The following is a 26185-nucleotide window of genomic DNA, read 5'->3' as shown; positions in this document are numbered from 1 at the left end:
TGGTCCTCCCGCGCCCGCCGGAACGGGCGGACGCCGGAGCGTGCCGGAGGCTCAGCTCCGGGTGGCGAAGCAGTTGAAGCCGCTGCGCTTGAGGGCCTTGCAGGCGTCCTGGGCGGTGTCCTGCTCGGAGAAGCCGGAGAAGCGTGCCCGGTAGAGCGTGGCGCCGCCGTGCTCGACCTTCACCGTGTAGGGCGCGGCCTTGGCGAGCGCTCCGCCGGCCTGGGCGCGGGCCTGGGAGAGCATGGAGCGGGCCTTGTCCTCGTCGTCCATGGCGCCGAGCTGGATCACCCAGGGGGTCGGCACGACGCGGGGACCGGATGCGAGAGCCTTGGGCGCCTCCGCCTTGGCAGGGTCGGTCTTGGCGGGCGCATCGACGGAGGCGAGGCGCGCCTCGGTCTTGCCGGAGGGCGAGCGGGCGGCGGGCGCCGGGAACGGAGAGGGCGCGGCGGAGGCGGCGTAGGCCTGGGCGGCCTTCGGCAGGGCGGCCCGGCCGGCGGCGCTGCCCGGCGTCGTGGTGCCGGCGCGGCCCGGCAGGATGTCGAGGGGCTCCGCGCCTCCGGTCGAGGCGGTGGTCTCGACGTCCTCCTCGGCGCTCGCCACCTGGGTGCGGGTCCGCGAGACCGCGTCGGCGACGACCGCCGGACGGGTCCGCTCGGCGATCTCCGTCGTCGGCGCCGTCTGGCGGGCGCCGGCATAGGCGCGGGGCAGGTTGGCGCGCACGAGGTCGGCCATGATCCGGTCGCGGCTCGCCCCCGACTTGCCGCCGAGCACGATGGCGACGATCTGGCGGTCGTCGGACTTCGCCGCCGTCATCAGGTTGAAGCCCGAGTCGCGGGTGTATCCGGTCTTGATGCCGTCGACGCCCTGGACGTTGCCGAGCAGCCGGTTGTGGTTGCCGATGACCCGGCCGCGGAAGGCGAAGGAGCGGGTCTGGAAGTACTTGTAGTAGCGCGGGAAGCGGTCCTGGATCGCGCGGGCCAGCACCGTGAGGTCGCGGGCCGTCGTCACCTGATCGGCGTCGGGCAGGCCGGAGGCGTTGGCGAAGTTGGTGCGGCTCATGCCGAGCGCACGGGCCTTGGCCGTCATCAGCTCGGCGAACCGCTCCTCCGAGCCGGCGATGTTCTCGCCGATGGCGCAGGCGACGTCGTTGGCCGACTTCGTGACGATGGCCTTGATCGCGTCCTCGACGGAGATGGTCGCGCCGGGGCGGAAGCCGAGCTTCGAGGGCGCCATGGCGGCGGCGCGCGCCGAGACCGTGAGGTCGGAATCGAGGGCGAAGCGGCCCCGCTCCATCTGCTCGAAGAGCATGTAGAGCGTCATCACCTTGGTGATCGAGGCCGGGTGGCGCAGGCTGTCCTCGTTGACGGCGTGCAGGACACGACCCGACTTCACGTCCACGACCATGGCCGCGTAGGGCGGGTTGTAGCCGCCGCCGCGGGCGTGCTTGTGGCCGCGGCGCGCGTCGGCCGGAACCGTCAGGGCGGCGAGGACGGCCGCCGCGGCGATGGCGGCGGGAAGGGATCGGGACGCGAGAACGGCTCCGCTCGACACGCTACGCATCACGACCGACAGCCCCCGCACTCCCGGCACCCGCCGGACGTCGCCGCACCTCGCGGGCGGGGGAGCGCCGAGTGCGCACCGTGTCCCCGCCACGTCTGTCAAACACGGTAGGTCGGTGCGGTTACGCGGGGGTTAATGGATCTGGGCGCTTTCGCGGCATTTGCGGCGGCGCAACAGTCCGGCTGCCGGCAGCGCGGGCGGTCGTGGCGAGGCCGCGACCGGGCGGGCGGCACCGCCGTCATGTCCGCGAGACTGCTCGCTTTTCCGGATCGCGGGCGTGCGCGGGCGCACATCGGCGCCCGGACTATTTCGGCCCCGCGGACGTTTCCGCGCAGCCGTCTGGCGAACCGCCGGGGCAGCCTATAGATTGGCGCCTTGCGGGTTCGCCGCCCCGGCCGCGGCCCCCGCGTCGGGGGCCCCGCCGCAGGATCGGTTCGGATCAGATGTCACAGGCCACGGAGGGTCGCGGGGAGGCATCGCGCCCCGCCCCGCGTCAGAACATGGAACCCGCGCCGATCCCGGTCGTCGCGGCCTCGGAGCCGCGCGGGCCGGGCGGGGACGACCGCGCCAACACCGCCATCATCACCCGCACCAAGCCGCGGGCGAAGCGGCCGAGCCTCTACCGGGTGCTGCTCCTCAACGACGACTACACGCCGATGGAGTTCGTCGTGCACGTCGTGGAGCGGTTCTTCAACAAGTCCCACGACGACGCCTACCAGATCATGATGCACGTCCATCAGAACGGCGTCGGCGAGTGCGGGGTGTTCACCTACGAGGTCGCGGAGACCAAGGTGACGCAGGTCATGGACTTTGCCCGCAAACATCAACATCCTCTGCAGTGCGTCATGGAAAAAAAGTAGGCCGAGAACCCTAGGTCCGCACCGACACAGGCCCTCAGGCCGAGACAGGCCCTCAAGCAAAGGCTCCTGCATTGCCCAGCTTCTCCCGCAGCCTGGAACAAGCCCTCCACCGCGCTCTGGCGCTCGCCGGCGAGCGCCGCCACGAGTACGCGACGCTCGAGCACCTGCTCCTCGCCCTCGTCGACGACCAGGACGCCGCCGCCGTGATGCGGGCCTGCAACGTCGAGATCGACGCCCTCAAGCGCAGCCTCGTCGAGTACGTCGACACGGAGCTGTCGAACCTCGCCGGCGACGGACGGCAGGACGCCAAGCCCACCGCCGGATTCCAGCGGGTCATCCAGCGGGCGGTCATCCACGTGCAGTCCTCCGGCCGCGAGGAGGTGACGGGCGCCAACGTGCTGGTGGCGATCTTCGCCGAGCGCGAGAGCCACGCCGCCTACTTCCTGCAGGAGCAGGACATGACCCGCTACGACGCGGTCAACTACATCAGCCACGGCATCGCCAAGCGGCCCGGCGCCTCCGAGTCGAAGCCCGTGCGCGGCGCCGAGGAGGAGAGCCCCTCCGAGCGGCCGAGCGGCGAGGAGGGCGAGGCGCGGGGCACCAAGAAGAAGGGCGACGCGCTCGACGCCTACTGCGTCAACCTCAACAAGAAGGCCCGCGACGGCAAGATCGACCCGCTGATCGGCCGCCACGCCGAGGTCGAGCGCACCATCCAGGTGCTCTGCCGCCGCCAGAAGAACAACCCGCTCCTCGTCGGCGACCCCGGCGTCGGCAAGACCGCGATCGCGGAAGGGCTCGCCCGCAAGATCATCCAGCACGAGGTGCCGGAGGTCCTCGAGGACGCGACCGTGTTCTCCCTCGACATGGGCACGCTGCTCGCCGGCACCCGCTACCGCGGCGACTTCGAGGAGCGCCTCAAGCAGGTGATGAAGGAGATCGAGGCCCACCCCAAGGCGGTGCTCTTCATCGACGAGATCCACACCGTGATCGGCGCGGGCGCCACCTCGGGCGGCGCCATGGACGCCTCGAACCTCCTCAAGCCCGCGCTCGCGGCGGGCACGCTGCGCTGCATCGGCTCGACCACCTACAAGGAGTACCGCCAGTACTTCGAGAAGGATCGCGCCCTAGTGCGCCGCTTCCAGAAGATCGACGTCAACGAGCCCTCGATCCCCGACACGATCGAGATCGTGAAGGGCCTGCGGCCCTATTTCGAGGAGTTCCACAAGCTCAAGTACACGTCGGACGCCGTGAAGGCGGCCGTCGAGCTCTCGGCGCGCTACATCAACGACCGCAAGCTGCCCGACAAGGCGATCGACGTCATCGACGAGACCGGCGCCTCGCAGATGCTGCTGCCCGAGAGCCGGCGCAAGCGCACCATCGGCGTCAAGGAGATCGAGGCGACCATCGCCACGATGGCCCGCATCCCCCCGAAGACCGTCTCGAAGGACGACGCCGTCGTCCTCAAGAACCTCACCGAGAACCTGTCGCGGGTCGTCTACGGCCAGAACAACGCCATCGAGGCCCTGACCTCGGCGATCAAGCTCGCCCGCGCCGGGCTTCGCGACCCGGACAAGCCGATCGGTTCGTACCTCTTCGCCGGCCCGACCGGCGTCGGCAAGACGGAGGCCGCCAAGCAGCTCGCCTCCTCGCTCGGCGTCGAGATGCTGCGCTTCGACATGTCGGAGTACATGGAGCGCCACACCGTGAGCCGCCTCATCGGCGCGCCCCCCGGCTATGTTGGCTTCGACCAGGGCGGACTGCTCACGGATGGGATCGACCAGCACCCGCACTGCGTGCTGCTGCTCGACGAGATCGAGAAGGCGCACCCGGACCTGTTCAACATCCTGTTGCAGGTGATGGACCACGGCAAGCTCACCGATCACAACGGCAAGCAGGTCGATTTCCGCAACGTGATCATCATCATGACCTCGAACGCGGGCGCCGCGGATCTCGCGAAGTCGGCCTACGGCTTCACACAGTCGAAGCGCTCGGGCGACGACGTCGAGGCGATCAACCGGCTGTTCGCGCCGGAATTCCGCAACCGCCTCGACGCGATCATCTCCTTCGGCCACCTGCCGAAGGAGGTCGTGGCCAAGGTCGTCGACAAGTTCGTCCTCCAGCTCGAGGCGCAGCTCGCCGACCGCAACGTCACCATCGAGCTCTCCGACGAGGCCCGCGACTGGCTGGTGGAGAACGGCTACGACGACGCCATGGGCGCCCGTCCAATGGCCCGGCTGATCCAGTCGACCATCAAGACGCCGCTCGCCGACGAGGTGCTGTTCGGGCGCCTTAAGGACGGCGGACTCGTGCGGGTCGTGCTCAAGAAGCCGGAGGACGCCGAGGCCAAGGCCGGCCGCAAGGACAGCCTCGGCTTCGAGTTCCCCGACGGCCCCGTCACGCCGAAGCCCGAGAAGGACGTCGCGAGCGCCGCCCGCAAGAAGCGCGCGAAGCCCCGCGCTGCGGCGCGCAAGAAGACGCCCAAGGACAAGGGCGGCGGAGGGGGCGGCAGCGGCGGCTCCGGCGGCGTCCGCACCGTACCGAAGGTGCCGCTCGTGCGGGCGTGAAACCTGCGCCCCGCAGGACACGCCTGGCCGCCGATCGCGCCCCGGCATGCTCCTCGGCGCTTCCGCCCCGGGGCGCGAGGCGCTAGAGGTCCCCTCGCGCGGGCCGCCTGCCAGGGGACACCCGCGCTTCGACGGACACCCCCGCGGCTCCGGGCCGCGGGCGGCGAGACGGGGGCGCCCCGATGAGCGATCTTCAGGAGGGGCCCCTCAATCCCGTGGGGCCGGCCCCCGCACCGAAGCCGAGCCGGCGCGACGAGCGCCGACGCCGCCGGATGCGCCGACGCCGGGGCGAGGAGATCCTCGGCTGGGTGCTGGTGCCGGTGATCGTGCTCGGCCTCTACTGGGGCGTGAGCAGCGCCTTCGACATGCTCAACACCTCCCCCGGCCAGGTCTGGGACCAGCTCATGCAGGTCAAGGCGATGATGGAGAAGCGCGGCGTCTGAGCCTTGCGGCCGTGCGTATCCGTTCGTTTCCGTTGGCGGTTTGTTAAGCACCCTGGCGTGTAGTCCCGAGACCATTCGGGAGACATCATCCGTGCGCGCGATCCCCTCGTTCGACTGGGCCCGGAGCGGCCTTTCCGCAGCCGCCCTCGCGGCGGCGCTTCTTTCAGCCGGCGGCCAGGGCGCCTTCGCCCGCGACGGCATGAACGCGGCGATCATCGGCGGCGCCGCGGCCGGCGTCGTCGGCGGGCTCGCGGCCGGCGCCCTCATGAACGGCGCCCAGCCCGCCCCTCCGCCGCCGCCCGCCTACCGGCCGCGCCCGGTCTACGTCGAGGAGCAGCCGGTGATGGTGGTGCGCCCCCGCCGCGAGCCGATCTGCCACTACGAGCGCCGCAAGGTCTGGCTCGACGAGGTCGAGTTCACCTACAAGCGCGTCGAGGTCTGCGAGTAAGACCGTTTCCGGGCGATCGGCTCGGTGCGAGGGCAGGCGTCGCGATGGCGTCCTGTCCCTGACCACTGACCGCTCAAGCATCTCACGGTCGCCGCGCCGGTGCAGCCTGTTTCGTGACGATCCAGTCCTCGACGACTACCGCGTCGAGGCCGGTGGTGCAGAACATCACGATCGCGTCCTCCGCCCCGTGGAGGATCGGCCGGCCCATCACGTTGAAGCTCGTGTTCAAGAGGATCGGCACGCCGGTCCGCTCTGCGAAGGCGGCGATCAGCGCGGCGAAGGCCGGGTTGCGCTCGGCCGTCACGCTCTGGAGCCTTCCGGTGCCGTCGGCGTGGACGACCGCCGGCACGCGCGACCGCACCGCCTCCCGCCAGACCAGGGTCCGCTCCATGTAGGGGCTGTCGGCGTAATCCTCGAACCAGTCCGGCCCGGCCTCGGCGAGGATCGCCGGGGCGAAGGGGCGGAAGCCCTCGCGGTACTTCACCTTGGCGTTGAGGATGTCCTTGGCGTCCTCGGGCCGCGGGTCGGCGAGGATCGAGCGGTTGCCGAGGGCGCGGGGCCCGAACTCCGCCCGCCCCTGCACCCAGCCGACGAGCCCGCCTTCGGCGAGGATGCGCGCGGCCTCGCTCGTCACGCCGGCATGTCCCAGGCGCCGGGCGCGGGGCTCCCAGGCGGCCATCCGCGCCATCGGCTCCGTCGAGACGCGGGAGCCGAGATAGGGGGAGAGCGGCCGGCTCCCCCACTCCGGACCCGTCCAGCCCGGATTGTCCTCCGCGTAGGCGAGCCACGCGGCGCCGACCGCGTTGCCGTCGTCGGCGGGCGCCGAGGGCACGTGCAGGCGCTCGAACCCCGAACGGCCGAGCACCCGGCCGTTGTAGGAGGAGTTGAGCCCGCAGCCCCCACTGATGACAAGATTCTGGCTCGGCGCCAGCCTCCAGGCCTCGGCGACGAGCACGTCCATCACCTCGGCGAAGAGGTCCTGTCCGCAGCGGGCGAGGTCGGCCCAGCCCTCGCCGTCCGGGTCCGGCGGGCGCCGGGCAACGATCTCGCTGGCGACCGCGCGGATGGTCGCCTCGTCGGGGAAGCGCAGGCGGCCGTCCGCGACGCCGTAGAGGCGCCGGAGCAGGCCCATCAGCTCCGGGTCGCTGCGGCCGTAGGGGGCGAGCCCCATCACCTTCCATTCCTCGCCCTTGATCTGGTCGAAGCCGGCGAGATCGGTGACGAGCCCGTAGAGGAAGCCGACCGAGCCCCGGCCCCGGTGGCGGCGCACCTCCTCGATCCGGCCCTCGCGGGTCAGGCGGTAGATCGCGGCGGCGCCGGTCTCGCCCATGCCGTCGACGATCAGCGCGGTGGCCTCCTCGAAGGGGCTGCCCCAGAGGCCGAGGGCGGCATGCGCGAGGTGGTGCGGGTAGCGGCGCTGCGAGACGATTTTCGCCCGCGGCCTCCCGCCGTCGCGGACATCCTGGTTGAGGGCCTGGAGCGTGCCGTAGCCCGCCCGCGCCTGGGCCTGGGCGAGCTCGGCGACGAAGATGCGCTCGGCCCGCTCCGGCACGAAGGAGCGGTTGAGCGCCGTCGAATGCCGGGCGAGCGCTTCCAGGGCGAAGGCGCCGGCGGCGGCCTGGGCGGCGAGGAACTCGGTGAAGGGGGCGCTCCAGCTCGAGGCGACCACCAGTTCGGAGCCCGGCGGGACGTGCTCCTTCAGGAGGCCGACCATCCGGCCGGCGGGATCGGGCTCGCAGTTCGGGGCGCGCTTGACCTGGAGCGGGCGCTCGGCGGCCTCGGCGAAGAGCACCGCGCCGTCCGGTCCGACGAGGGCGAGCGCCGGATCGTGGAAGGTGGTCGCGAGGCCGAGGGTGTAGCGCATCGTCCCTCCCGTCCTATCCGGTCGCCGACCCCGCCCGGCGCGCCGGGTCGGCGGAGAGCAGGATCAGCGCCCCCAGCACGCCCGAGGCCAGGGAGCCCGCGAGCACGCCGAGCTTCACCTCGGTCTCGTTGAGTCCCGGCGCGAAGGCGAGCCCTCCGATGAACAGGCTCATGGTGAACCCGATCCCGCAGAGCACGCCGACGCCGTAGACCTGCGTCCAGCTCGCCCCCGCCGGCCGCGCCGCCAGCCCTGCGGCGACGGCGAGCCGGACGCTCGCGAAGACACCGGCCTGCTTGCCGAGGAACAGTCCGAGGGCGACGCCGAGCGTCACGGGGTGGAGCAGCGCGGAAGGCGAGAGCCCGATCAGGGTCACGCCGGCATTGGCGAAGCCGAAGACCGGCACGATCGCGTAGGTGACGAAGGGCGTCAGGGCATGCTCCAGCCGGTGCAGGGGCGAGGCCGCATCCTCGGGCCGTCCGGGGCTCGGTCGGATCGGGATCGTCAGCGCCAGGAGCACGCCCGCCACCGTGGCGTGGACGCCGGAGCGCAGCACCAGCACCCAGAGCACGAGGCCAAGCAGGAGATAGGGCGGGAGCGCACTCACGCGGGCCCGGTTCATGGCGAACAGGACGGCGAGCAGCGCCCCCGCGAGGCCGAGCATCCAGGGGTCGAGCCCGCCGGTGTAGAACAGGGCGATGATGATCACGGCGCCGAGGTCGTCGACGATGGCGACCGCGCTCAGGAACACCTTCAGCGAGACCGGCGCCCTCCGGCCGAGGAGCGCCAGCACGCCCAGCGCGAAGGCGATGTCGGTGGCCGACGGGATCGCCCAGCCCCGCAGCGTGTCGCCCCGGTTGAGGGCGACGTAGACGAGGGCCGGCACCGCCATGCCTCCGAGGGCGGCGATGCCGGGCAGCGCCCGGTCCGGCCAGGTGCGCAGGCGCCCGTCGAGGGCCTCGCGCTTGATCTCGAGCCCGACGAGCAGAAAGAACGCCGCCATCAGGCCGTCGTTGATCCAGTGCAGCACGCTCAGGGGGCCGAGATACGCGTGGAGCGCCCGGTTGTAGGCATCGGCGGCGCCGGAATTCGCGACGACGAGCGCCAGCGCCGCGGCCGCCATCAGCACGAGCCCGCCTCCGGCCTCGCCGGTGAGCACGGCACGCAGGGCGGAGGCCGGACGGGTCGGTCGAATCGGTCGGTGCTCCATGGGGTTGGGTTGCCCAGCTTGTCCGCGCATCTCAAGCCTGGATGAGGTCGCGCCCGGCGCGCGTTATTGGCAACGAGGACCGAGGGAGGGTGCGATGGCCTACGTGGACGGGTTCGTGGTGGCGGTGCCGAAGGCCAAGCTCGACGCCTATCGCGAGATGGCGGAGCACGCGGGCGCGATCTGGATGGAGCACGGCGCCCTCTCCTTCGTGGAGTGCGTCGCCGACGACGTGCCCTACGGCACCCTGACCTCCTTCCCCCGCGCCGTTCAGGCGAGCGAGGAGGAGACCGTCGTGTTCTCCTGGATCACCTACGCATCGCGGGAGAGCCGCGACGCCGTCAACGCCGCGGTGATGGCCGACCCGCGGCTGAAGGAGACCACGGAGCAGGCGATCTTCGACGGGAAACGGATGATCTACGGCGGCTTCCGAAGGATCGTGGATCTCTGATCCGGCCTCAACCGGGGCGGCCGAGCGCCGCCCGGATCAGACGGCGGGCGTCCGCGCCCGCCCAGTCCGCCGGGCCCTTCATGACGCCGATCGTGCAGCCGGCGGCGTCGACGAGGAGCGTGGTCGGCAGGCCCGTCGAGCCGGTGTCCCGCTGCACCGCCGGCAGCACCCGGCCGCCGGGGTCGGCGTAGAAGGCGAGCCGGTCGATGCCGTTCTCCGCGAGCCAGCGGGGCGGCCGGTCGAGGTTGCGGGTGTCGACGTTGATCGCCACCACCGCGAAACCGGCGCCCCCTTCCTCGGCCTGCAGCTTGTCGAGGGCCGGCATCTCGGCCTTGCAGGGGGCGCACCAGGTCGCCCAGAGGTTCACCAGCAGCATCTTGCCCTTGAGGTCCGAGAGGGCGACCTCCGCCCCCTCGCGATCCTTGAAGCTCAAGGTCGGCGCCGGGCGCGGGGCCACCGCCTGCATCGCCGCGACCTCGCCGCGGGCCGCCCCGTCGACCCGGTGGGCGGCGGGCTCCGAACCGGCGCAGGGCTGGGACGCGGCCGGCCCGTTGCCGCCCGGCGGCCGCGCGTATAGGGCAAGCCCCGCGATCGCTCCGGCGAGGACGAGCCCTCCGACGGCGAGCGCGGCCCTCACGAGCGCGGCTCCGGGGACGGCTGAGCGGGAAGGATGAGCTGAGGCATGAGCAACCGGATGTGGGGCGGGCGCTTCGCGAGCGGTCCCGCCGAGATCATGGAGGAGATCAACGCCTCCATCGGATTCGACAAGCGCCTCGCCCCCCAGGACATCCGCGGCTCGCTGGCGCATGTGGCGATGCTGGGGACCTCCGGCGTCCTGCCGGCCGCCGATGTGGACGCGATCACCGCCGGGCTCAAGTCCGTGCAGGCGGAGATCGAAGCCGGCACCTTCGCCTTCCGGCGGGAGCTGGAGGACATCCACATGAACGTGGAGAGCCGGCTCACCGAGATCGTCGGCCCGGCCGCCGGGCGCCTTCACACGGCGCGCTCCCGCAACGACCAGGTCGCCACCGACATGAAGCTCTGGGTGCGCGACACCCTGGATGGGCTCGACGCCCAGGCCGCCGCGCTGCAACAAGCCCTCGCCGAGAAGGCGCTCCGGCACGCCGGCACGGTGATGCCGGGCTTCACGCACCTGCAATCGGCCCAGCCCGTCACCTTCGGCCACCACATGATGGCCTATGTCGAGATGCTCGGCCGCGACCGGGGCCGCTTCCGGGACGCGCGGGCCCGTCTCAACGAGTGCCCGCTGGGCGCGGCCGCGCTCGCCGGCACCGGCTTTCCCATCGACCGGCACGCCACGGCGGCGGCGCTCGGCTTCGACCGGCCGACCGCGAACTCCCTCGATTCGGTGGCCGACCGCGACTTCGCGCTGGAGGCGCTCTCGGCCGCCTCGATCTGCGCGGTGCACCTCTCGCGCTTCGCCGAGGAGCTGGTGGTCTGGACCTCGGCCCAGTTCGGCTTCGTGCGCCTGTCGGACGGCTACACCACCGGCTCCTCGATCATGCCGCAGAAGCGCAACCCCGACGCCGCCGAGCTGGTCCGCGCCAAGGCCGGACGCATCGTCGGCGCGCTCACGGGGCTGCTCATCGTCATGAAGGGGCTGCCGCTCGCCTATTCGAAGGACATGCAGGAGGACAAGGAGGGCACCTTCGACGCGCTCCAGGCCCTGTCCCTGTGCCTCGCCGCGATGACCGGCATGGTCCGCGACCTCGAGCCCGTGGCGGAGACGCTGGCGAAGGCCGCGGGCTCCGGCTACGCCACCGCCACCGACCTCGCCGACTGGCTGGTGCGGGAATTGAACCTGCCCTTCCGCGAGGCGCACCACGTCACCGGCCGCCTCGTCGGCGCCGCCTCGGCCAAGGGGGTCGGACTGGAGGCATTGTCGCTGGAGGAGATGCAGGCCGCCGAGCCCCGCATCACGGACGCCGTCTACGCGGTGCTCGGCGTCGAGAACTCGGTGGCGAGCCGGATCAGCTACGGCGGCACCGCGCCGGGCAACGTCCGCGCCCAGGCCGAGCGCTGGCTGGCGCAGCTCTCCGGCGGGGAGGGCTGAGCGCGGCCTGTGGAGGAGTTTCGGGAAAGACCAGGGAAACTTTGCTTTGTGCAGTGCGTTCACTGCCCAGCTAGGTAAGCGTCGCTAGAGATCCGGCCGGTTCACTCGGAGCGCACGGGATGCCCCTCGACAGTTCGATCCAGCCGGAGGACACCTCCGCGCTGGCCGCGGCCGCCTCGCAGATGATCGACGCCGTGCTCGACGCGCGCGGCGCGATCGGGCGGGAGGCCTTCTGGGCCACGATCCGCAAGGCCTACAACACCCCCTACAACGATCCGCCGCCGAAGGCGCGCCCGGCCCCCGCTCCGGAGGCGCCCGCACCCCAGCCGATGCCGGCCGAGATCGCTGCCGTGCTGCCCCTGCCGGAGCTCGCCGCGCTGAGCCTCGCCGGCAGCGCCGACGCCCACGCCGCCTGAGGCGGGCCCGCCGGCTTGCGGAAGCCGTGCCCAAGCTTCAAACAGGGGCCGGCCCGCTCTCGCGGGCGTCCGCGCTTCGGGCAGCCAGCCGTCCGGAGCCCGCTCCAGGATGGTCGATGCGCTCGAAGCCCCGGTTCCTTCCCGCCACCCTCGCAGTTCTTCTCCCCGCGCTGACCGGACCGCAGATGCTGGTGCCTGCGACCGTCGCGGGGCTGTGGAGCGGGGCGACCCTCGCCCAGGAGGCGGAGGAGGCGCCCCCCTCGCGCAAGCGCCGCGGGCACGGCAGGGCCACGGAGAAGAAAGCCGCGCCGACGCCGCCGGGCATGCAGCAGGCGACGCCGCTCGCGATCTTCGGCGATTGGAACGTCTTCGCCAACGGCCAGGGCAAGACCCGCATCTGCTACGCGATCGCGCAGCCGCAGACGCGCTCGCCCAAGACCCTGAAGCGCGATCAGGCCTATTTCTTCGTCACCGTGCGCAAGGCCGAGAACGTCGCCAACGAGGTCGCGGTGATGCTCGGCTTCCCCTCGAAGCCCGCCGCCTCGCAGACCAAGCCCGGTGCCGCGGCCGCGCCCGGCGATCCCGTGCTCATCCTCGGCGCCTCGCGCTTCCCCCTCGTCGTCAAGGACGGCAACGCCTGGGTCCAGAATCCGGCCGAGGAGACCCGCGTCGTCACGGAGATGAGCGGCCGCACCCCGACGCTCGCCGTGACCACGACCTCGCTGCGCGGCAACCCGACCCGCGACGAGTACGCTCTCGGCGGCTTCGCGGAGGCGATGAAGCGCGCCCGCGACGAGTGCAAGTAGAGGCCCGGCGCCTCCTCCCCGATACAAAAAGGGCGGTCGCCGGAAGCGACCGCCCCTGAAGCCGGTGACGCCGCTCGGACGCGCAGCTCTCCTCAGACCGCCGCGAGACGGCGGCCGGCCGGGCGCAGGCTGCGGAAGCGCTCGCGGGCGGCGCGGGCGGCTTGCTCGACGCTCGGGAACACCGTGCCGTCGAGGGGGAAGAACGCGTCCGAGGAGGCGAAGAAGCGCACGCCCCGGTGCTCCGGCACGGCGATGCCGGCGGCGACCTCGCCGATCTCGATGATGCGGGCGGGCGGCGGCTCGGCCTTCGCGGGGCGCTCGGGCTTGGCGAGCGTGTCGGGGAGGAGCGCGAGCGGCGCCTCCGCCTGGCTGACGGGAATCTCTGTGCGGGACATGGGTCGGTTCCTGAACCTGGGCCGGCGGTCGCAAGAGCGATGCCGAAGCGCGGCCTGTGCTGACGGGGCGTTGAGGGGCTCGCGGGGAGCCGGTGTCTCAGCGTCGACAACACCCCTGGAGCGGAAGCAGGGAACCGGGAACCAAAAGAGTTCTGGGATCGTAATGGGCGGCCACGGCAGTCATCCCTTGTTGAAGGACCACGAGGCACGAGCGCTTCGCGGTGCTTTAGCGTTTGATGACGCGGCGCAAGCTACTCTCGTCAAATCACCGCGGCTGGGACGGCGCGGGAGCACCTCGCCAGCCCTTAAAATCTGCCAGCGGATTGCTTGTCCGTCAACGGATGGATCTTCCGAAGTGCAGCGCGAACGGGGCAGGAACCGCGCGTCCGGATGCACGCCGGGAGCCGCTTCTTCGGCGGCTCAGGAAAGCCTCGCGAGGGCTCAGGCCGCGGCGACGAGGGGCGCGAGGTCGCGGTGTCCGCGCAGCACGCGCTCCGCGCCGGCGGCGAGGAGATCGGCGCCAGTCCGGTCGTGGGCCCAGTGGCCGCCGCCGGTGAAGCCGAGCACGCCCATGCCCGCCGCCCGCGCCGCCCGGATGCCGGGCACGCTGTCCTCGATGACCAGGCAGGATTCGGGCGCGGCGCCCATCCGCGCGGCCGCGTGCAGGAACAGGTCCGGGAAGGGCTTTCCGCGGGCGACCTCGCTCGCCGAGAACACCTGCCCGTGAAACAGCGGCCACAGGCCGGTGAGGTCGAGCGAATGGCGCAGCCGCACGGGATCGCTGCTCGAGGCGACGCAGAACGGCACGTCGAGCCCCGCCAGCGCCTCCGCGATGCCGGGCATCGCCGTCAGCTCCCGGTCGAAGGCCGCGAGCGTCTCGGCCTTGAGGGCGTCCAGGAAGCCGTCCGGCGCCACGATCCCGTCCTCGCGAGCGACCGCCGCCATGATCGAGGCCATCGACATGCCCGCGAAGCGGATTCGCACCCGGTCGACGTCGATGGGCAGGCCGATGCGGTTGAGCCCCCCCGTCAGCCGGCCGAGGCTGATCGGCTCGCTGTCGATGAGCACGCCGTCGCAATCGAAGATGATCAGCGCCGGCCGCTCCACGGCGCCGCGGGGCGCGCCCGGATCGTCCGACGGGCTCGCCGCCGCGCCGTGGTCCGTCGCCTCTTGGATCTCGTCCTTCATCGCGGCGCCCCTCTGCCACGGCGGGGCAATGCGGCGCAACACGGACGCGCCTTGCACCCGCCCGCCGTCGCCCCTACTGCCGAGCGGAGGGCGCACCGGAGTGGATGGGGACAGGAACCGCCGATGATCCGTTTCCTGCTGCGCGCCCTCGGGATGCTGCTGATCGCCGGCGGCTTCGTGGCCCTCGTCTATGACGGGGCCCGCTCCATCGCCAACAACGGCCTGCGGGTGACGCCGCTCAGCGAGCTGATCCTCGCCCTGTTCAAGGACAAGGCCAGCGCCCTGCAGGCGAGCGTCGAGGGCGTGGCGCCCTGGCTCTGGCAGGTGCTGGTGCTGCCGCTGACGCTGGCGCCCGTGGCGGTGATCGGCATCGGCCTCGGGGCGGTGCTGCTCTGGCTCGGCCAGCCCGGCCGCGAGCCGATCGGCTTCCAGACGCGGCCCTGACGGGACCGCTTCATAACCGGGGCCCGGCACCCCATATTCGGACCATCCCGAGTCGAGCCCGAGGTCCCGCGATGTTCCTCTTCCGCAAGCGCGCCGTCATGCCCTCCCCCGAGGACACGCTGCCCGGCCGCCCGAACCCGATCCCCACCGCCGAGCGCCACTTCGTCAACGGCCGCCCCCTGAAGGGCCCCTACCCGGACGGCGTCGAGACGATCGTGCTCGGCCTTGGCTGCTTCTGGGGCGCCGAGCGCAAGTTCTGGCAGCTGCCGCAGGGCGTCCACGTCACCGCGGTCGGCTACGCCGCCGGCACCACGCCGAACCCGACCTACGAGGAGGTCTGCTCGGGGCTGACCGGCCATAACGAGGTGGTGCTCGTCGCCTACGATCCCGCGGTGCTGCCGCTGGAGGAGGTGCTCAAGGTCTTCTTCGAGAGCCACGACCCGACGCAAGGGATGGCCCAGGGCAACGACGTCGGCACGCAGTACCGCTCCGGCATCTACGTGTCGGACGAGGCGCAGCGGGCCGTGGCGGAGCAGGTGCGCGACGCCTACGGGCGGGCGCTGTCGGCCAAGGGCTACGACCCGATCACCACGGAGATCGAGAGCCTCGGGCCGTTCTACTTCGCCGAGGACTACCATCAGCAGTACCTCGCCAAGAACCCGGGCGGCTACTGCGGCCTCGGCGGCACCGGCGTCTCCTGCCCAGTGGGGACGGGCGTCGCGGCTTAAGGCAAGGGGCGGACGCGGGAGACCGCGCCCGCCCTTTCCATGTCAGACGAGGGTGAGGCCGACGTCGACGTTGTTGCGGGTGGCGTTCGAGTAGGGGCAGACCTGGTGCGCGGCGTCGACGAGGCGCTGCGCGTCGGCCTTGTCGAGGCCCGGCAGGCTGATGGCGAGATCGGCGGTGATGCCGAAGCCGCCCTCGGAGCGGGGGCCGATGCCGACCGTCGCGGTGACGGTGGTCTCGGCCGGCACCTTCAGCTTCTGCGAGGGCGCGACCGCCTTCATCGCGCCGAGGAAGCAGGCGGAGTAGCCGGCCGCGAAAAGCTGCTCGGGGTTGGCGCCCTCGCCGCCGGCGCCGCCGAGCTCCTTCGGGGTCGAGAGGCGCACCTCGAAGCTGCCGTCCTCGGTGCGGGCGGAGCCGTCGCGGCCCCCGGTGGCGGTGGCCTTGGTGCGGTACTTCACGTCGACGGGCATGGTCGGTCTCCTGTGAGGGCCGGGATCGGCGTCGAGGCGCCATATGGTCCCTCCGGTGCCGCAGGCCATACCCCGAAATGTAGATTGTGCACAATTTATTTCATCCCGCCTCGGCTCGGGCCCGGCATGCCCGTCGAGCAATGCTCGATGGCGCGCCGAGGCGAGGGAGGCTAGCGTGGCGGCGTCCGCTCCGCCGGGACCGGACCGAGCCTCGAGTGTCCTCCGCGATGGTCCATACCGGCTACGATCCGGCCCTCGTCACCCTCTCCATCGCCATCGCGGTGCTGGCCTCCTACACGGCGCTGGAGCTCGGCGCCCGCGTGCATGGGCATGTCGGTGCGGCACGCTGGGGCTGGGTCGCCGCGGCGGCGATCGCCATGGGCGGCGGCATCTGGTCGATGCATTTCGTCGGGATGCTCGCCTTCGAGATGGGCGCCGCGACGACCTACGACGTGCCCGGCACGCTGCTTTCCCTCGCCATCGCCGTCGCCGCCACGGGGGCGGCCTTCGCCTGGGTCGGCCGTCCCGGCGCGCGGCGCCGGGACGTGGCGGCCGGCGGCGTGCTCATGGGGACCGGCGTCGCCGGGATGCACTATGCCGGCATGGCGGCGATGCACCTTCCCGGAGGCGTCGCCTACAGCGTGCCGATCGTGGTGCTATCGGTGGCGATCGCGGTGGGTGCGGCGAGCGTCGCCCTGTTCCTCGCCTTCCGCCGGACGAGCGTGACCCAGAAGCTCGTCGCCTCCGGGGTGATGGGCCTGGCGGTGGCCGGGATGCACTACACCGGCATGGCCGCGGCCACCTTCACGCCGGGCGGGCACGCCCACGCCGGGACCGCCGGCCTCGGCGGCCAGACCCTCGCCCTCTACGTGGCCGGGGCGACCTTCGTGGTGCTGTTCCTGGCGATGCTCGCCACCTCCCTGGAGCAGCAGCGGATCCAGCGGGAGCTGCGCGCCAGCGAGGAGCGCTTCCGCGCCGCCGTGCAGGCGGTCGGGGTGCTCTGGACGAACGACGCCGAGGGCCGGATGGTCGGCGAGCAGCCCGGCTGGGCCTCGATCACCGGGCAGACGCGCGAGGAGTACCAGGGCTACGGCTGGGCCGACGCCGTGCATCCCGACGATGCCCAGGCGAGCGTGGACGCCTGGAACGAGACGGTGCGGGAGCGGCGCACCTTCGTCTTCGAGCACCGGGTGCGCGCCCGCGACGGGTCCTGGCGGCACTACGCGATCCGCGCCGTGCCGGTGCTCGACGCGGGGGGCGCCATCCGCGAATGGGTCGGGGTCCATACCGACATCACCGAGCGGCGCCTGGCGGAAGCCGAGCTGCGCGAGTCGAACGAGGAGCTGCAGCGCTACGCCTACATCGTCAGCCACGATCTCCGGGCGCCGCTCGTCAACATCATGGGCTTCACGAGCGAGCTCGAGGCGACGCGGCAGGACATCGGGGAGGCGCTGCGCGGCAGGCCGGAGGCGGAGCGGATCGACGCCGATCTCGGCGAGGCGCTCGGCTTCATCGGCGCCGCCGTCACCAAGATGGAGCGCCTCATCGCCGCCATCCTGCGCCTGTCGCGGGAGGGACGCCGCACCTTCCAGCCCGAGCCCCTGGCGATGGCGTCCGTGATCCAGGGGCTCGCCGACGCGCAGCGCCATCAGGCGGAGAGCGTCGGCGCGCGGGTGAGCGTCGATCCTCTGATGCCGGAGATCGTCGCCGACCGGACGGCCGTGGAGCAGATCTTCGGGAACCTGATCGACAACGCGCTGAAGTATCTCGATCCCGCCCGGCCGGGGCAGATCACGATCAGCGCCCGCCCGCTCGCCGGCAACCGGGTGCGCTTCCTGGTCGAGGACAACGGCCGCGGCATCGCCGAGCGCGACCATGCCCGCATCTTCGAGCTGTTCCGCCGCTCCGGCGTGCAGGACAGGCCGGGCGAGGGCATCGGCCTCGCCCACGTCAAGGCGCTGGTGCGCAGCCTCGGGGGACGGATCGACGTCGTCTCCGAGCTGGGCAGGGGCACGACATTCGGCGTGACGCTGCCCCGCGGGACGGCTACAGGTCGATCCGCCGCCCCCGAGGCCGCCCGCCTCGCCGCCGAGTGAGCGTGAACAGAGAGCGGAGCTCCGCGGATGCAGCCCGTCACCATCGTGATGATCGAGGATGACGAGGGTCACGCCCGTCTCATCGAGCGCAACATCCGCCGCGCCGGCGTCAACAACGCGATCGTGCCCTTCCGGGACGGCGGCTCGGCCCTGGGCTACCTGCTCGGCCCCGACGGGACCGGCGAGGCGAGCGCCGGGCGCCCGCTCCTGATCCTGCTCGACCTCAACCTGCCGGACATGACCGGCATCGACATCCTGGAGAAGGTGAAGGCCAATCCCCACACCCGCCGCTCGCCGGTGGTGGTGCTGACGACCACCGACGACAGCCAGGAGATCCAGCGCTGCTACGACCTCGGCGCCAACGTCTACGTGACGAAGCCGGTGAACTACGAGGGCTTCGCCAACGCCATCCGCCAGCTCGGGCTGTTCCTGTCGGTGATGCAGGTGCCCGAGAACCCATGAGCGGCAAGACGCCATGAGCGCGCAGCCGCCCGCCGCCCGCGTCCTCTACATCGACGACGACGCGGGGCTCTGCCGCCTCGTCCAGCGCGCCCTGACCGCGCGGGGCTACGCCGTGGAGCTGGCCGAGGGCGGCGAGGCGGGTCTGGCGCGGCTCGGGCAGGGCGGCATCGACCTCGTCGCCCTCGACCATCACATGCCCGACCGGACGGGCCTCGACCTGCTGCCCGAGATCCGCGCCCTGCCCGACGCTCCGCCGGTCGTCTACGTGACGGGCTCCGAGGACAGCCGCGTGGCGGTGGCCGCGCTCAAGGCCGGCGCCGTCGACTACGTCTGGAAGGACGTGCAGGGCCAGTTCCGGGAGCTGCTCGGCGAGGCGATCGGCACGGCGCTGCGCGGGGAGGCGATGCGCCGGGACAAGGAGCGCGCCGAGCAGGAGGTGCGCGCCGCCCGCGACCGGGCCGAGATGATGCTGCGCGAGGTCAACCACCGGGTCGCGAACTCGCTCGCCCTCGTCGCGGCGCTGACCCACATGCAGGCGAACGCCGTCTCCGACCCCGCCGCCAAGGCGGCGCTGGAGGAGATGCAGGCGCGCATCTCGGCGATCGCCGGCATCCACCGCCGCCTCTACACTTCCGACGACGTCGAGACCGTGGAGCTCGACGCCTACCTCGCGAGCCTCGTCGAGGAGTTGCAGGCCGCCATGCGCGCCTCCGGGCGCGACCACGCCATCCGCCTGCACGCCGAGCCGGTGCGGGTGCCCACCGACAAGGCGGTCTCGGTCGGCGTCGTCGTCACCGAGCTCGTCACCAACGCCTACAAGTACGCCTATCCCCCGGAGACGGTGGGCGAGATCCGTGTCGAGCTGCGCCGCCCGGATGCCGGCTCCCTCGAGGTCGCCGTGGAGGATGACGGCATCGGCTGGACCGGCAAGGGCCAGCCACGGGGCACCGGGCTCGGCTCGCGCATCGTGCGGGCCATGGCCGCGAATCTCCAGTCCGCGCTGGTCTACGGCACGGGCCGCCAGGGGACCCGCGCGAGCCTCTCCTTCCAGGGCTGAGCCGCGAAGAACCGCTGCTGCGGCGCACCCTGCGCCGGTCGAAAAAACCGGACGCCCTCTCAAGGACTTCGCGGGCAGCCTCCCATCCCATGCGCCGGACGCTGCCGCAGCGCGGCGGAAATACTTACGTATACAGTCGCCGCAGGTCTTGCGTCCTGCCGCGTACGGTCTACCGTCCGCCCCCGGCGTAAAGCGTTCGACGATCCACATCACAAGACAAGGTGACAGCCATGTCCGAGATGATTCGTGTGAAGCCGACCCACGACGGCACCTACACCGTCTACCGCGGACCGGTGGCGCTGATTTCGGGGCTGACCCGTCTTCAGGCCGAGCGGTACGAGGCGAGCATCGCCAGCCAGCGCCGCCCGTCGCTCCCCCCGGAGATCTGACGCGCGCTCACGGGGACGCGGCCCGCGCTGCGCCCCCGCCCCAGACATGGGACGCTCCGAAGGCGAGGCGCCCCGCCTCGACCACGCGCCCGTCCGGCTCCACGGCCCGGCCGGACATCGAGATCGCGTAGCCGCCCCCGTCCCGCACGAAGCCGAACAGCCCGTAGGCCGCCCGCCGCGTCGCGAGGCCGCGATGGTTGCCGAGCTGCGCGGAGGCCGAGGAGCCGCCGACGACCGGCACCAGCGCCCCGGCGGGGCCCGGCAGGAAAGCCGTCGTGGCGATGTGGTTGTGCCCGTGCAGGATCAGCTCCGCCCCGGCCCGCGCGATCATCGCGGTGAAAGCCGCCGCGTCGGTGAGTTCGCGTCCCGGGGTCGCACCGCCGGGATGGGGCGGATGGTGGATCATCACCACCCGGCAGGGCGGCTCCGGCTCGGCGGCGAGCGCCTTGAGCAGGGCCTCGGCAGCCTCGATCTGGGGCGGCCCGAGCCGTCCGCTCGCCACGAAGGGCTTCGTCGGGATCGCCGAGGACAGGCCGACCAGCGCCAGCGGCCCCCGCCGCCGCAGGTAGGGGAAGCGCCCGCTGCGCCCGTCGTCGCCCGCCGTCCAGGGCGCGCAGAGCCCGAGCAGCCCTTCGAGCGAGCCGCGCACGTAGGCGTCGTGGTTGCCCGGCACGAAGCTCACCCGCTCGGGCGCGCCGAGCTCGCCCAGGAACTGGCGGGCCGTCTCCCACTCGCTCGGCAGGCCGATGTTGCAGAGGTCCCCGGTGCAGGCGACGTGGTCCGGCGCCTGCGCCCGGAGATCGGCGACGAGGGCCGAGAGCACGCTCATGTCGTGGCTGCGCGAGCGGCCCCGGCGCCAGTTGGCGTAGCCCGTGGCACGCTTGCCGAGGAGCTGCTTCAGGCGCGGCCTCGCCAGCGGCCCGACATGCGGGTCCGTGAGATGGGCGAGCCGGAACACGGCGCCGGCCTCAGCGGCCATGGCGCGGCTCCGGGATCGGGATTCGGTCGGGCAGGGGCGGCGCCATCCGCGCCTTGAACCCCCTCCGACGGCGGCAGGTCAAGCGCCGCGGGAGCGTCCGAGCGGGGCGCCCGCATTGCGCCGCCCGGGTCATCGGGGATAGACAGCCCGCCGGCCGCTTCGGGTGCCGCGTGCGCCGCGCATCGTGTCGGCAGGCTCGTCGATGCGAAGCCCGCCGCGGGCCGCACCGGCCACCCGGCGATGGGACGAGGGAGCGATGAGCTTCGGCAAACGGGTCCTACGGCACCGCCTCGTGGAACGCCTGCTCGCACGCCTGGCGGCGGGGTACCTGCGGCTGGTGCGGGCGACGAACCGCTTCACGGTCGTGCCTGCTGCGCCCGACGCCTGGCTCGACGCGCAGACCCCCTTCATCGCCGGCATGTGGCATGGCCAGCACATCATGGTGTCCTTCGCCCGGCGCCCCGGCGACCGGGTGGCGACCATCATCTCCCGCAACCCCGACGGCAACATCAACACCCGAGCCCTCGAGCATCTCGGCGTGCGCGTGATCCGGGCCTCCGGCGCCCGAGGCCGCGTCGTGCGCGATGCCAAGGCCAAGGGCGGCGCCGAGGGCCTGCGCGCCATGCTCAAGGCCCTGAAGCAGGGCGAGATCGTCGCCTTCAGCGCCGACGTGCCGAAGATCTCCCGCAGGGCCGACGACGGCATCGTGACGCTGGCGCGCCTCTCCGGACGGCCGATCGTGCCGACGGCGGTGGTGACGAGCCGGCACCTGCGCTTCAACTCCTGGGACCGGGCCTGCCTCGGCCTGCCCTTCGGGCGGGGCGCCATCGTCTTCGGGGAGGCGATCCATGTCCCCCGCGAGGCCACGCCCGCCGAGCTTGAGGCCCTGCGCCTGCGGGTCGAGGCGGAGATGAACCGCGTCCACGACGAGGCCTACGCGCTCGTCGGCCGGCCGGACCGGGTCGGCCTGCGCAGCCCCGTCGAGGCCGCCGCGTGAGGGCGCCTCCCCTCACCCTGGCGCTGCGGGCCTACCGGACCGGCCTGCGACTCGGCGAGCCCGCCGTGGCGGGGCTCCTCGCCTGGCGCACCCGGCGCGGCAAGGAGGACCCCGGCCGGGTCGGCGAGCGCCGCGGCCTGCCCGGACGGGCCCGGCCGACCGGCGCTCTCGTCTGGATGCACGGGGCCAGCATCGGGGAGGCACTCTCCCTGATCGGGCTCGTGGAGGGCATGATCGCCCGCGGCTTCTCGGTGCTCCTCACCACGGGCACCCGCAGCGCCGCCGAGCTCGTCGGCCAGCGCCTGCCGGCGGGCGCCGTCCACCAGTACGTGCCCCTCGACGCCCCGCGCTGGGTGGAGCGCTTCCTCGACCACTGGCGCCCGGACCTCGCCCTCGTCGCCGAATCCGAGATCTGGCCCAACACGATCATGGCGCTGCACGCGCGCGGCGTGCCGCTCCTCGTCGTCAACGCCCGCATGTCGGAGCGCTCCTTCCGGGGCTGGGAGCGCTCGCCGCGCACCGCCCGGGCGCTGCTCTCTCGGATCGCCGTGTGCCTCGCCCAGACCAAGGCCGACGCCGAGCGCTTCGCACGCCTGGGGGCGCCGCGCATCAGCGTGTCGGGCAACCTGAAATACGACGCCGCCATCCCGCCTGCGGACCGGCAGCAGCTCGAGCATCTCGGCGCCATGCTCGCCGGGCGCCCCGTCTGGGTCGCCGCGAGCACGCATGCGGGCGAGGACGAGTTCGCCGCCGAGGCCCATGCCGCCCTGCGGGAGCGCCTGCCGGGGCTTCTCACCATCGTGGTGCCGCGCCATCCCGAGCGCGGCGCCGACGTGGCCGCACGCGCCGCAGCCGGCGGCCTGCGCACCGCCCGCCGGGCCGCCGGAGGCCGCCCGCACGGCGCCGTCGAGTTCTACGTCGCCGACACGCTCGGCGAGCTGGGGCTATTCTATCGCCTCAGCCCGCTGGTCTTCCTCGGCGGCTCCCTGGTGCCCCGCGGCGGCCAGAACCCGATCGAGCCCGTGCGCCTCGGTGCGGCGATCCTGCACGGCCCACACGTGCACAACTTCGCCGAGGTCTACCCCGCCCTCGACGCGGCGGGCGGCGCAAGAAGCCTGCGCGAGGGCGCCGGACTCGCGGAGGCGGTGGGCACCCTGCTCGCCGATCCGGAGGCGCTCTCGGCGATGGCCGAGGCCGGGCAGCGGGCGCTCCTGCCCTTCGAGGGCGCGGTGGCACGCACCCTCGGCGTGCTCGACCCGTTCATCGCCCAGATGAAGCTGTCGGCCATCGCGCCGAAGCGCGTGGCGGCCAAGACCGAGGCCTGATGCGCGCAAGGCCGCATCGGTGAGGGCGCCCCGCTTCTGGTCCCTGGCGCCGGATCAACCGGCCGCGCGGCTGCTGGCGCCCCTCGGGCACCTCTACGGAGCCCGGGCCGCGGCGCGGATGGACCGGCCCGGCGCGCGCGCCGCGCTCCCCGTGATCTGCCTCGGCAACCTCACGATGGGCGGCGCCGGCAAGACCCCCGCCGCCCTGGCGCTCGCCCGGATGCTGATGGAGCGCGGGCACCGACCCGCCTTCCTCAGCCGCGGCTACGGCGGGCGGCTGCAAGGGCCCGTCGCCGTCGATCCCGCCCGGCACGGAGCGGCCGAGGTCGGCGACGAGCCGCTGCTCCTCGCCCGACTCGCCGCGACGGTCGTCTCGCGGGACCGGCCTGCCGGGGCCGCGCTCTGCGCCGGGCTCGGCGCGGACGCGATCCTGATGGATGACGGGCTCCAGAATCCGAGCCTCGTGAAGGATCTCGCCTTCGCGGTGGTCGACGGGGGTGCCGGCATCGGCAACGGCCTGACCTTCCCCGCCGGGCCCCTGCGGGCGCCGCTCCACCGCCAGTGGCGGCACATCCACGGGCTGATCCTCGTCGGCGCGGGCGCGCCGGGCGAAGCGGTCGCTCGCGAGGCGCTGGCGCGGGGGCTTCCCGTGCACCGGGCGACGATCGAGGCAGACGGGCAGGATTTCACCGGGCGCCGCTGGCTGGCCTTCGCCGGCATCGGGCGGCCGGAGAAGTTCTTCGCGACGCTCCGCGAGATCGGCGCCGATCCGGTCGCGACCCATGCCTTCCCGGATCACCACGCCTATCGGCCGGGCGAGCTCGAAGGGCTGGCGCGCGAGGCCGACCGGCTCGGGGCCGAACTCGTCACCACCGAGAAGGATCGCGTGCGTCTTCCGCCCGCCTTCGCGGCACGGGCGCTGCCCGTGCGGCTGCGCCTGGCTGACGAGGCGGCGCTGTGGGCGGAGGTCGAGCGGGCTATCGCCCGGCCCGCTCCTCCTTGAGGCGGCTCATCACCGCGTCCGGCGAGCTGTAGGCCTCCTGGCGGGCGACGCTCCAGTAGCGCAGATCGTCGAGCGCGATGGGCTCGCCGGTGACGGCGCAGCGCACGAAGCGGCCGGGCTTGACGATGCGCATGGTGCCGTCGCCGTACTCGACGACTGCCTCGCCGTTCCCGCGCTCGAACCGGCCCAGCATTCCCGCCACTCCCCGATCACGTCCACCCGTCGCGCGGGTATAGGAAGCGGGAGGCGCCCTGTCGATCCGGCCTCGACGGCCGGGGACCATGGTGCCAAACATCGTGGGATGCGCGGCCCCCGACCGACGATCTGCTTCCCGTGAGCCCGGACCTCGCGGCCCTGTTCGAGACCGCCCGCGCGGCGCGGGAGCGGGCCTATGCGCCCTATTCCGGGTTCCGCGTCGGCGCGGCCATCCGCGACGAGGGCGGCGCGCTCCATGCCGGCTGCAACGTCGAGAACGCCGCCTACCCGGTCGGCACCTGCGCCGAGGCCGGGGCCGTCGCCGCCATGGTCGCGGCGGGCGGGCGGCGGATCGCGGCGATCCTCGTCGTCGGCGCGGGCGCGACACCGGTCACGCCCTGCGGCGCCTGCCGGCAGCGCATCCGCGAGTTCGCGGGGCCGGACACGCCGGTCCACGCCGCCGACCCGGGCGGGCGCGTCGAGAGCTTCACCCTGGAGGCGCTGCTGCCGGCCTCCTTCGGACCGGAGACGCTCTCCCGTGGCTGAGGGCGCCGACGAGAGGACGGCCAAGGCCGTCGCCTTCCTCGAAGCCGAGGGCTTTTCCGGGCCCTACGCCTGCGCGATCGTCACCGGCACCGGCCTTGGGCCCCTCGCCGGGGGCTTGAGCGAGGCCACCCACCTCCCCTACGCGGCGATCCCCGGCTTTCCCCGCGCCGGCGTCAGCGGACATGCCGGGCGCCTGCACCGGGGCCGGCTCGCCGGGCGCCGCGTCCTCGTCTTCGAGGGCCGCGTCCACGCCTACGAGACGGGCGACGCCGCCGCGATGCGCGTGCCGCTGGCGGCGGCGGGGCGGCTCGGGGCGGGCTGCCTGCTGCTCACCAACTCCTGCGGCTCGCTGATGGTGGAGGCCGGTCCCGGCAGCCTCGTGACGCTCGCCGACCACATCAACCTTTCCGGCCTGAACCCGCTCGTCGGCGAGGCGTCCGAGGCCCGCTTCGTGCCGATGACCGGCGCCTATGATCCCGCCTTGCGGGCGCTGCTCGCGCAGGCCGCCCGCGCCGAGGAACTGGCGCTTCACGAAGGGGTCTACGCCTGGTTCCTCGGCCCGAGCTTCGAGACGCCCGCCGAAATCCGCATGGCGGGGCGGCTCGGCGCCGATCTCGTCGGCATGTCGACGGTGCCGGAGACCATCCTCGCCCGCTTCCTCGGGATCCCCGTCGCCGCGGTCTCGCTCGTCACCAACCACGCCGCCGGCCTGAAGGGCGGCGACCCGCATCACGCCGAGACCAAGGCGGTCGCCGCCCGCGCCGGGGCCGATCTCGCCCGGCTCGCCGCCGCCTTCGTCGCCCGCCTTCCGGAGCCATGACCATGACCGACACGCCGGACCCCGGCTTCGACGTGGGCGCCGTCGCCCGCCGGGCCCTGCCGCTCCTCGATCTCACCGATCTCTCGGATACCTGCACCGAGGCGGCGATCGACCGGCTCTGCCGCGACGCGCGGGAGGCCGGCGTCGCGGCGGTCTGCGTCTGGCCGAGCTTCGTCGCACAGGCCCAAGGCCTCCTCGACCGCGCCCCGGTGCGGATCGCGACCGTGATCAACTTCCCCGCCGGCGGCGAGGACGTCGACCGCGCGGTGGAGGATGCCCGCGCCGCGATCCGCCACGGGGCCGGCGAGATCGACCTCGTGCTGCCCTATCGCGCCTTCCTGCGCGGCGACGAGACCCTCGCCCGCGACATGGTCGAGGCGGTGCGCGCACAGATGTCGCGCAC

The 26185-nt window shown here is 72.8% G+C and carries 28 protein-coding genes and 1 pseudogene; 20 read left to right on the top strand and 9 right to left on the bottom strand.

The window, feature by feature from the left end:
* Nucleotides 1-51: 51 nt before the first annotated feature.
* Nucleotides 52-1560, bottom strand: coding sequence for a serine hydrolase (locus tag MFF04_RS15280; RefSeq protein ID WP_238277041.1), 1509 nt, complete (start codon nucleotides 1558-1560; stop codon nucleotides 52-54).
* Between the two features lie 500 nt (nucleotides 1561-2060).
* On the opposite strand from MFF04_RS15280, the gene clpS reads away from it, so the two are divergent.
* From clpS to MFF04_RS15260, 4 genes are all read left to right on the top strand, one after another.
* Nucleotides 2061-2420 (top strand): ATP-dependent Clp protease adapter ClpS, encoded by a 360-nt coding sequence (gene clpS, locus MFF04_RS15275; protein WP_238277039.1) that lies wholly within the window; start codon nucleotides 2061-2063, stop codon nucleotides 2418-2420.
* A 71-nt stretch (nucleotides 2421-2491) separates the two neighbouring features.
* Entirely contained in the window at nucleotides 2492-4984 is a 2493-nt protein-coding gene (gene clpA / locus MFF04_RS15270; RefSeq protein ID WP_238277037.1) for an ATP-dependent Clp protease ATP-binding subunit ClpA, read from the top strand.
* Between the two features lie 182 nt (nucleotides 4985-5166).
* Entirely contained in the window at nucleotides 5167-5427 is a 261-nt protein-coding gene (locus tag MFF04_RS15265; protein ID WP_238277034.1) for a hypothetical protein, read from the top strand.
* 91 nt (nucleotides 5428-5518) lie between these two features.
* Nucleotides 5519-5875, top strand: coding sequence for a hypothetical protein (locus tag MFF04_RS15260; protein WP_238277032.1), 357 nt, complete (start codon nucleotides 5519-5521; stop codon nucleotides 5873-5875).
* A gap of 82 nt (nucleotides 5876-5957) precedes the next feature.
* Here MFF04_RS15260 and MFF04_RS15255 read toward each other — a convergent pair whose 3' ends face one another.
* Together MFF04_RS15255 and nhaA are read right to left on the bottom strand one after the other, a co-directional pair.
* Nucleotides 5958-7739, bottom strand: a complete 1782-nt coding sequence (locus tag MFF04_RS15255; protein WP_238277030.1) for a carbamoyltransferase family protein — start codon at nucleotides 7737-7739, stop codon at nucleotides 5958-5960.
* A gap of 13 nt (nucleotides 7740-7752) precedes the next feature.
* Nucleotides 7753-8946: a Na+/H+ antiporter NhaA gene (gene nhaA / locus MFF04_RS15250; RefSeq protein WP_238277028.1), complete on the bottom strand. Its 1194-nt coding sequence runs from the start codon at nucleotides 8944-8946 to the stop codon at nucleotides 7753-7755.
* 94 nt (nucleotides 8947-9040) lie between these two features.
* Between nhaA and MFF04_RS15245 the strand changes: the two genes are divergently transcribed.
* Nucleotides 9041-9394: a DUF1428 domain-containing protein gene (locus MFF04_RS15245; RefSeq protein ID WP_238277027.1), complete on the top strand. Its 354-nt coding sequence runs from the start codon at nucleotides 9041-9043 to the stop codon at nucleotides 9392-9394.
* Nucleotides 9395-9401: 7 nt separating this feature from the next.
* Here the strand turns inward: MFF04_RS15245 and tlpA are convergent, their stop codons facing one another.
* Entirely contained in the window at nucleotides 9402-10031 is a 630-nt protein-coding gene (tlpA, locus tag MFF04_RS15240) for a thiol:disulfide interchange protein TlpA (protein WP_238277025.1), read from the bottom strand.
* A gap of 45 nt (nucleotides 10032-10076) precedes the next feature.
* Between tlpA and argH the strand changes: the two genes are divergently transcribed.
* From argH to MFF04_RS15225, 3 genes are all read left to right on the top strand, one after another.
* Nucleotides 10077-11468 (top strand): argininosuccinate lyase, encoded by a 1392-nt coding sequence (gene argH, locus MFF04_RS15235; protein ID WP_238277023.1) that lies wholly within the window; start codon nucleotides 10077-10079, stop codon nucleotides 11466-11468.
* A gap of 119 nt (nucleotides 11469-11587) precedes the next feature.
* On the top strand, nucleotides 11588-11884 hold the full coding sequence (locus MFF04_RS15230) for a hypothetical protein (protein WP_238277021.1): 297 nt from the start codon (nucleotides 11588-11590) through the stop codon (nucleotides 11882-11884).
* A 116-nt stretch (nucleotides 11885-12000) separates the two neighbouring features.
* A complete protein-coding gene (locus MFF04_RS15225) occupies nucleotides 12001-12690 on the top strand; it encodes an invasion associated locus b family protein (RefSeq protein ID WP_238277019.1) in 690 nt (229 codons plus the stop codon).
* A gap of 92 nt (nucleotides 12691-12782) precedes the next feature.
* Here the strand turns inward: MFF04_RS15225 and MFF04_RS15220 are convergent, their stop codons facing one another.
* Both MFF04_RS15220 and MFF04_RS15215 read right to left on the bottom strand, forming a co-directional pair.
* Complete coding sequence (locus tag MFF04_RS15220) at nucleotides 12783-13085, bottom strand: hypothetical protein (RefSeq protein WP_238277017.1); 303 nt, start codon at nucleotides 13083-13085, stop codon at nucleotides 12783-12785.
* 441 nt (nucleotides 13086-13526) lie between these two features.
* Entirely contained in the window at nucleotides 13527-14273 is a 747-nt protein-coding gene (locus MFF04_RS15215) for an HAD family hydrolase (protein ID WP_238277015.1), read from the bottom strand.
* A gap of 123 nt (nucleotides 14274-14396) precedes the next feature.
* Here MFF04_RS15215 and MFF04_RS15210 point away from each other — a divergent pair, with 123 nt between their 5' ends.
* On the top strand, nucleotides 14397-14717 hold the full coding sequence (locus MFF04_RS15210) for a PetM family of cytochrome b6f complex subunit 7 (RefSeq protein ID WP_238277014.1): 321 nt from the start codon (nucleotides 14397-14399) through the stop codon (nucleotides 14715-14717).
* A 71-nt stretch (nucleotides 14718-14788) separates the two neighbouring features.
* Nucleotides 14789-15445 carry a peptide-methionine (S)-S-oxide reductase MsrA gene (gene msrA / locus MFF04_RS15205; protein ID WP_238277012.1) on the top strand — a complete coding sequence of 219 codons (657 nt, stop codon included), beginning with the start codon at nucleotides 14789-14791 and terminating at the stop codon, nucleotides 15443-15445.
* A 42-nt stretch (nucleotides 15446-15487) separates the two neighbouring features.
* Here the strand turns inward: msrA and MFF04_RS15200 are convergent, their stop codons facing one another.
* Nucleotides 15488-15913 carry an organic hydroperoxide resistance protein gene (locus MFF04_RS15200; protein WP_238277010.1) on the bottom strand — a complete coding sequence of 142 codons (426 nt, stop codon included), beginning with the start codon at nucleotides 15911-15913 and terminating at the stop codon, nucleotides 15488-15490.
* 227 nt (nucleotides 15914-16140) lie between these two features.
* Here MFF04_RS15200 and MFF04_RS15195 point away from each other — a divergent pair, with 227 nt between their 5' ends.
* The 4 genes from MFF04_RS15195 to MFF04_RS15180 all read left to right on the top strand — a co-directional run bounded on the left by MFF04_RS15195 (nucleotide 16141) and on the right by MFF04_RS15180 (nucleotide 19917).
* Complete coding sequence (locus tag MFF04_RS15195; protein ID WP_238277066.1) at nucleotides 16141-18009, top strand: MHYT domain-containing protein; 1869 nt, start codon at nucleotides 16141-16143, stop codon at nucleotides 18007-18009.
* A 27-nt stretch (nucleotides 18010-18036) separates the two neighbouring features.
* Nucleotides 18037-18471 carry a response regulator gene (locus MFF04_RS15190; RefSeq protein WP_238277008.1) on the top strand — a complete coding sequence of 145 codons (435 nt, stop codon included), beginning with the start codon at nucleotides 18037-18039 and terminating at the stop codon, nucleotides 18469-18471.
* 13 nt (nucleotides 18472-18484) lie between these two features.
* Nucleotides 18485-19528, top strand: a complete 1044-nt coding sequence (locus MFF04_RS15185) for a sensor histidine kinase (protein ID WP_238277006.1) — start codon at nucleotides 18485-18487, stop codon at nucleotides 19526-19528.
* Between the two features lie 230 nt (nucleotides 19529-19758).
* On the top strand, nucleotides 19759-19917 hold the full coding sequence (locus tag MFF04_RS15180; protein WP_238277004.1) for a hypothetical protein: 159 nt from the start codon (nucleotides 19759-19761) through the stop codon (nucleotides 19915-19917).
* Nucleotides 19918-19924: 7 nt separating this feature from the next.
* Here MFF04_RS15180 and MFF04_RS15175 read toward each other — a convergent pair whose 3' ends face one another.
* Nucleotides 19925-20875 carry a metallophosphoesterase family protein gene (locus MFF04_RS15175; RefSeq protein WP_238277065.1) on the bottom strand — a complete coding sequence of 317 codons (951 nt, stop codon included), beginning with the start codon at nucleotides 20873-20875 and terminating at the stop codon, nucleotides 19925-19927.
* A gap of 277 nt (nucleotides 20876-21152) precedes the next feature.
* Between MFF04_RS15175 and MFF04_RS15170 the strand changes: the two genes are divergently transcribed.
* The 3 genes from MFF04_RS15170 to lpxK are packed head-to-tail and all read left to right on the top strand — an operon-like array spanning nucleotide 21153 to nucleotide 24221.
* Nucleotides 21153-21893, top strand: a complete 741-nt coding sequence (locus tag MFF04_RS15170) for a lysophospholipid acyltransferase family protein (protein WP_238277002.1) — start codon at nucleotides 21153-21155, stop codon at nucleotides 21891-21893.
* Nucleotides 21890-23218, top strand: coding sequence for a 3-deoxy-D-manno-octulosonic acid transferase (locus MFF04_RS15165; protein WP_238277000.1), 1329 nt, complete (start codon nucleotides 21890-21892; stop codon nucleotides 23216-23218). The genes MFF04_RS15170 and MFF04_RS15165 overlap by 4 nt, the downstream gene beginning before the upstream one ends.
* 19 nt (nucleotides 23219-23237) lie before the next feature.
* Entirely contained in the window at nucleotides 23238-24221 is a 984-nt protein-coding gene (lpxK, locus tag MFF04_RS15160; protein ID WP_238276999.1) for a tetraacyldisaccharide 4'-kinase, read from the top strand.
* Here the strand turns inward: lpxK and MFF04_RS15155 are convergent.
* Entirely contained in the window at nucleotides 24196-24414 is a 219-nt protein-coding gene (locus MFF04_RS15155) for a DUF2093 domain-containing protein (protein WP_238276996.1), read from the bottom strand. The two genes, lpxK and MFF04_RS15155, sit on opposite strands and share 26 nt — an antisense overlap.
* Nucleotides 24415-24554: 140 nt before the next feature.
* On the opposite strand from MFF04_RS15155, the gene MFF04_RS15150 reads away from it, so the two are divergent.
* The 3 genes and pseudogenes from MFF04_RS15150 to MFF04_RS15140 form a co-directional block, all read left to right on the top strand.
* Nucleotides 24555-24962: a cytidine deaminase gene (locus tag MFF04_RS15150; RefSeq protein WP_238276994.1), complete on the top strand. Its 408-nt coding sequence runs from the start codon at nucleotides 24555-24557 to the stop codon at nucleotides 24960-24962.
* Nucleotides 24955-25782 carry a purine-nucleoside phosphorylase gene (locus tag MFF04_RS15145; RefSeq protein ID WP_238276992.1) on the top strand — a complete coding sequence of 276 codons (828 nt, stop codon included), beginning with the start codon at nucleotides 24955-24957 and terminating at the stop codon, nucleotides 25780-25782. Before MFF04_RS15150 ends, MFF04_RS15145 begins: the two co-directional genes overlap by 8 nt.
* Before the next feature lie 2 nt (nucleotides 25783-25784).
* Nucleotides 25785-26185 (top strand): annotated as a pseudogene (locus MFF04_RS15140) (deoxyribose-phosphate aldolase); the annotation flags it as partial.

It is taken from the genome of Methylobacterium jeotgali (assembly GCF_022179345.1).
Taxonomy (GTDB): domain Bacteria; phylum Pseudomonadota; class Alphaproteobacteria; order Rhizobiales; family Beijerinckiaceae; genus Methylobacterium; species Methylobacterium jeotgali.
Note: the sequence above shows the minus strand (reverse complement) of the source record. Positions and strands in the feature narration are given on the sequence as shown.

Coding starts and splice junctions, on each gene's coding strand:
- MFF04_RS15280 (WP_238277041.1), bottom strand. CDS start 1,560: ATGCGTAGCGTGTCGAGCGGAGCCGTTCTCGCGTCCCGATCCCTTCCC.
- clpS (WP_238277039.1), top strand. CDS start 2,061: ATGGAACCCGCGCCGATCCCGGTCGTCGCGGCCTCGGAGCCGCGCGGG.
- MFF04_RS15265 (WP_238277034.1), top strand. CDS start 5,167: ATGAGCGATCTTCAGGAGGGGCCCCTCAATCCCGTGGGGCCGGCCCCC.
- MFF04_RS15255 (WP_238277030.1), bottom strand. CDS start 7,739: ATGCGCTACACCCTCGGCCTCGCGACCACCTTCCACGATCCGGCGCTC.
- nhaA (WP_238277028.1), bottom strand. CDS start 8,946: ATGGAGCACCGACCGATTCGACCGACCCGTCCGGCCTCCGCCCTGCGT.
- MFF04_RS15245 (WP_238277027.1), top strand. CDS start 9,041: ATGGCCTACGTGGACGGGTTCGTGGTGGCGGTGCCGAAGGCCAAGCTC.
- argH (WP_238277023.1), top strand. CDS start 10,077: ATGAGCAACCGGATGTGGGGCGGGCGCTTCGCGAGCGGTCCCGCCGAG.
- MFF04_RS15230 (WP_238277021.1), top strand. CDS start 11,588: ATGCCCCTCGACAGTTCGATCCAGCCGGAGGACACCTCCGCGCTGGCC.
- MFF04_RS15225 (WP_238277019.1), top strand. CDS start 12,001: ATGCGCTCGAAGCCCCGGTTCCTTCCCGCCACCCTCGCAGTTCTTCTC.
- MFF04_RS15220 (WP_238277017.1), bottom strand. CDS start 13,085: ATGTCCCGCACAGAGATTCCCGTCAGCCAGGCGGAGGCGCCGCTCGCG.
- MFF04_RS15215 (WP_238277015.1), bottom strand. CDS start 14,273: ATGAAGGACGAGATCCAAGAGGCGACGGACCACGGCGCGGCGGCGAGC.
- MFF04_RS15210 (WP_238277014.1), top strand. CDS start 14,397: ATGATCCGTTTCCTGCTGCGCGCCCTCGGGATGCTGCTGATCGCCGGC.
- msrA (WP_238277012.1), top strand. CDS start 14,789: ATGTTCCTCTTCCGCAAGCGCGCCGTCATGCCCTCCCCCGAGGACACG.
- MFF04_RS15200 (WP_238277010.1), bottom strand. CDS start 15,913: ATGCCCGTCGACGTGAAGTACCGCACCAAGGCCACCGCCACCGGGGGC.
- MFF04_RS15195 (WP_238277066.1), top strand. CDS start 16,141: ATGGTCCATACCGGCTACGATCCGGCCCTCGTCACCCTCTCCATCGCC.
- MFF04_RS15190 (WP_238277008.1), top strand. CDS start 18,037: ATGCAGCCCGTCACCATCGTGATGATCGAGGATGACGAGGGTCACGCC.
- MFF04_RS15185 (WP_238277006.1), top strand. CDS start 18,485: ATGAGCGCGCAGCCGCCCGCCGCCCGCGTCCTCTACATCGACGACGAC.
- MFF04_RS15180 (WP_238277004.1), top strand. CDS start 19,759: ATGTCCGAGATGATTCGTGTGAAGCCGACCCACGACGGCACCTACACC.
- MFF04_RS15170 (WP_238277002.1), top strand. CDS start 21,153: ATGAGCTTCGGCAAACGGGTCCTACGGCACCGCCTCGTGGAACGCCTG.
- MFF04_RS15155 (WP_238276996.1), bottom strand. CDS start 24,414: ATGCTGGGCCGGTTCGAGCGCGGGAACGGCGAGGCAGTCGTCGAGTAC.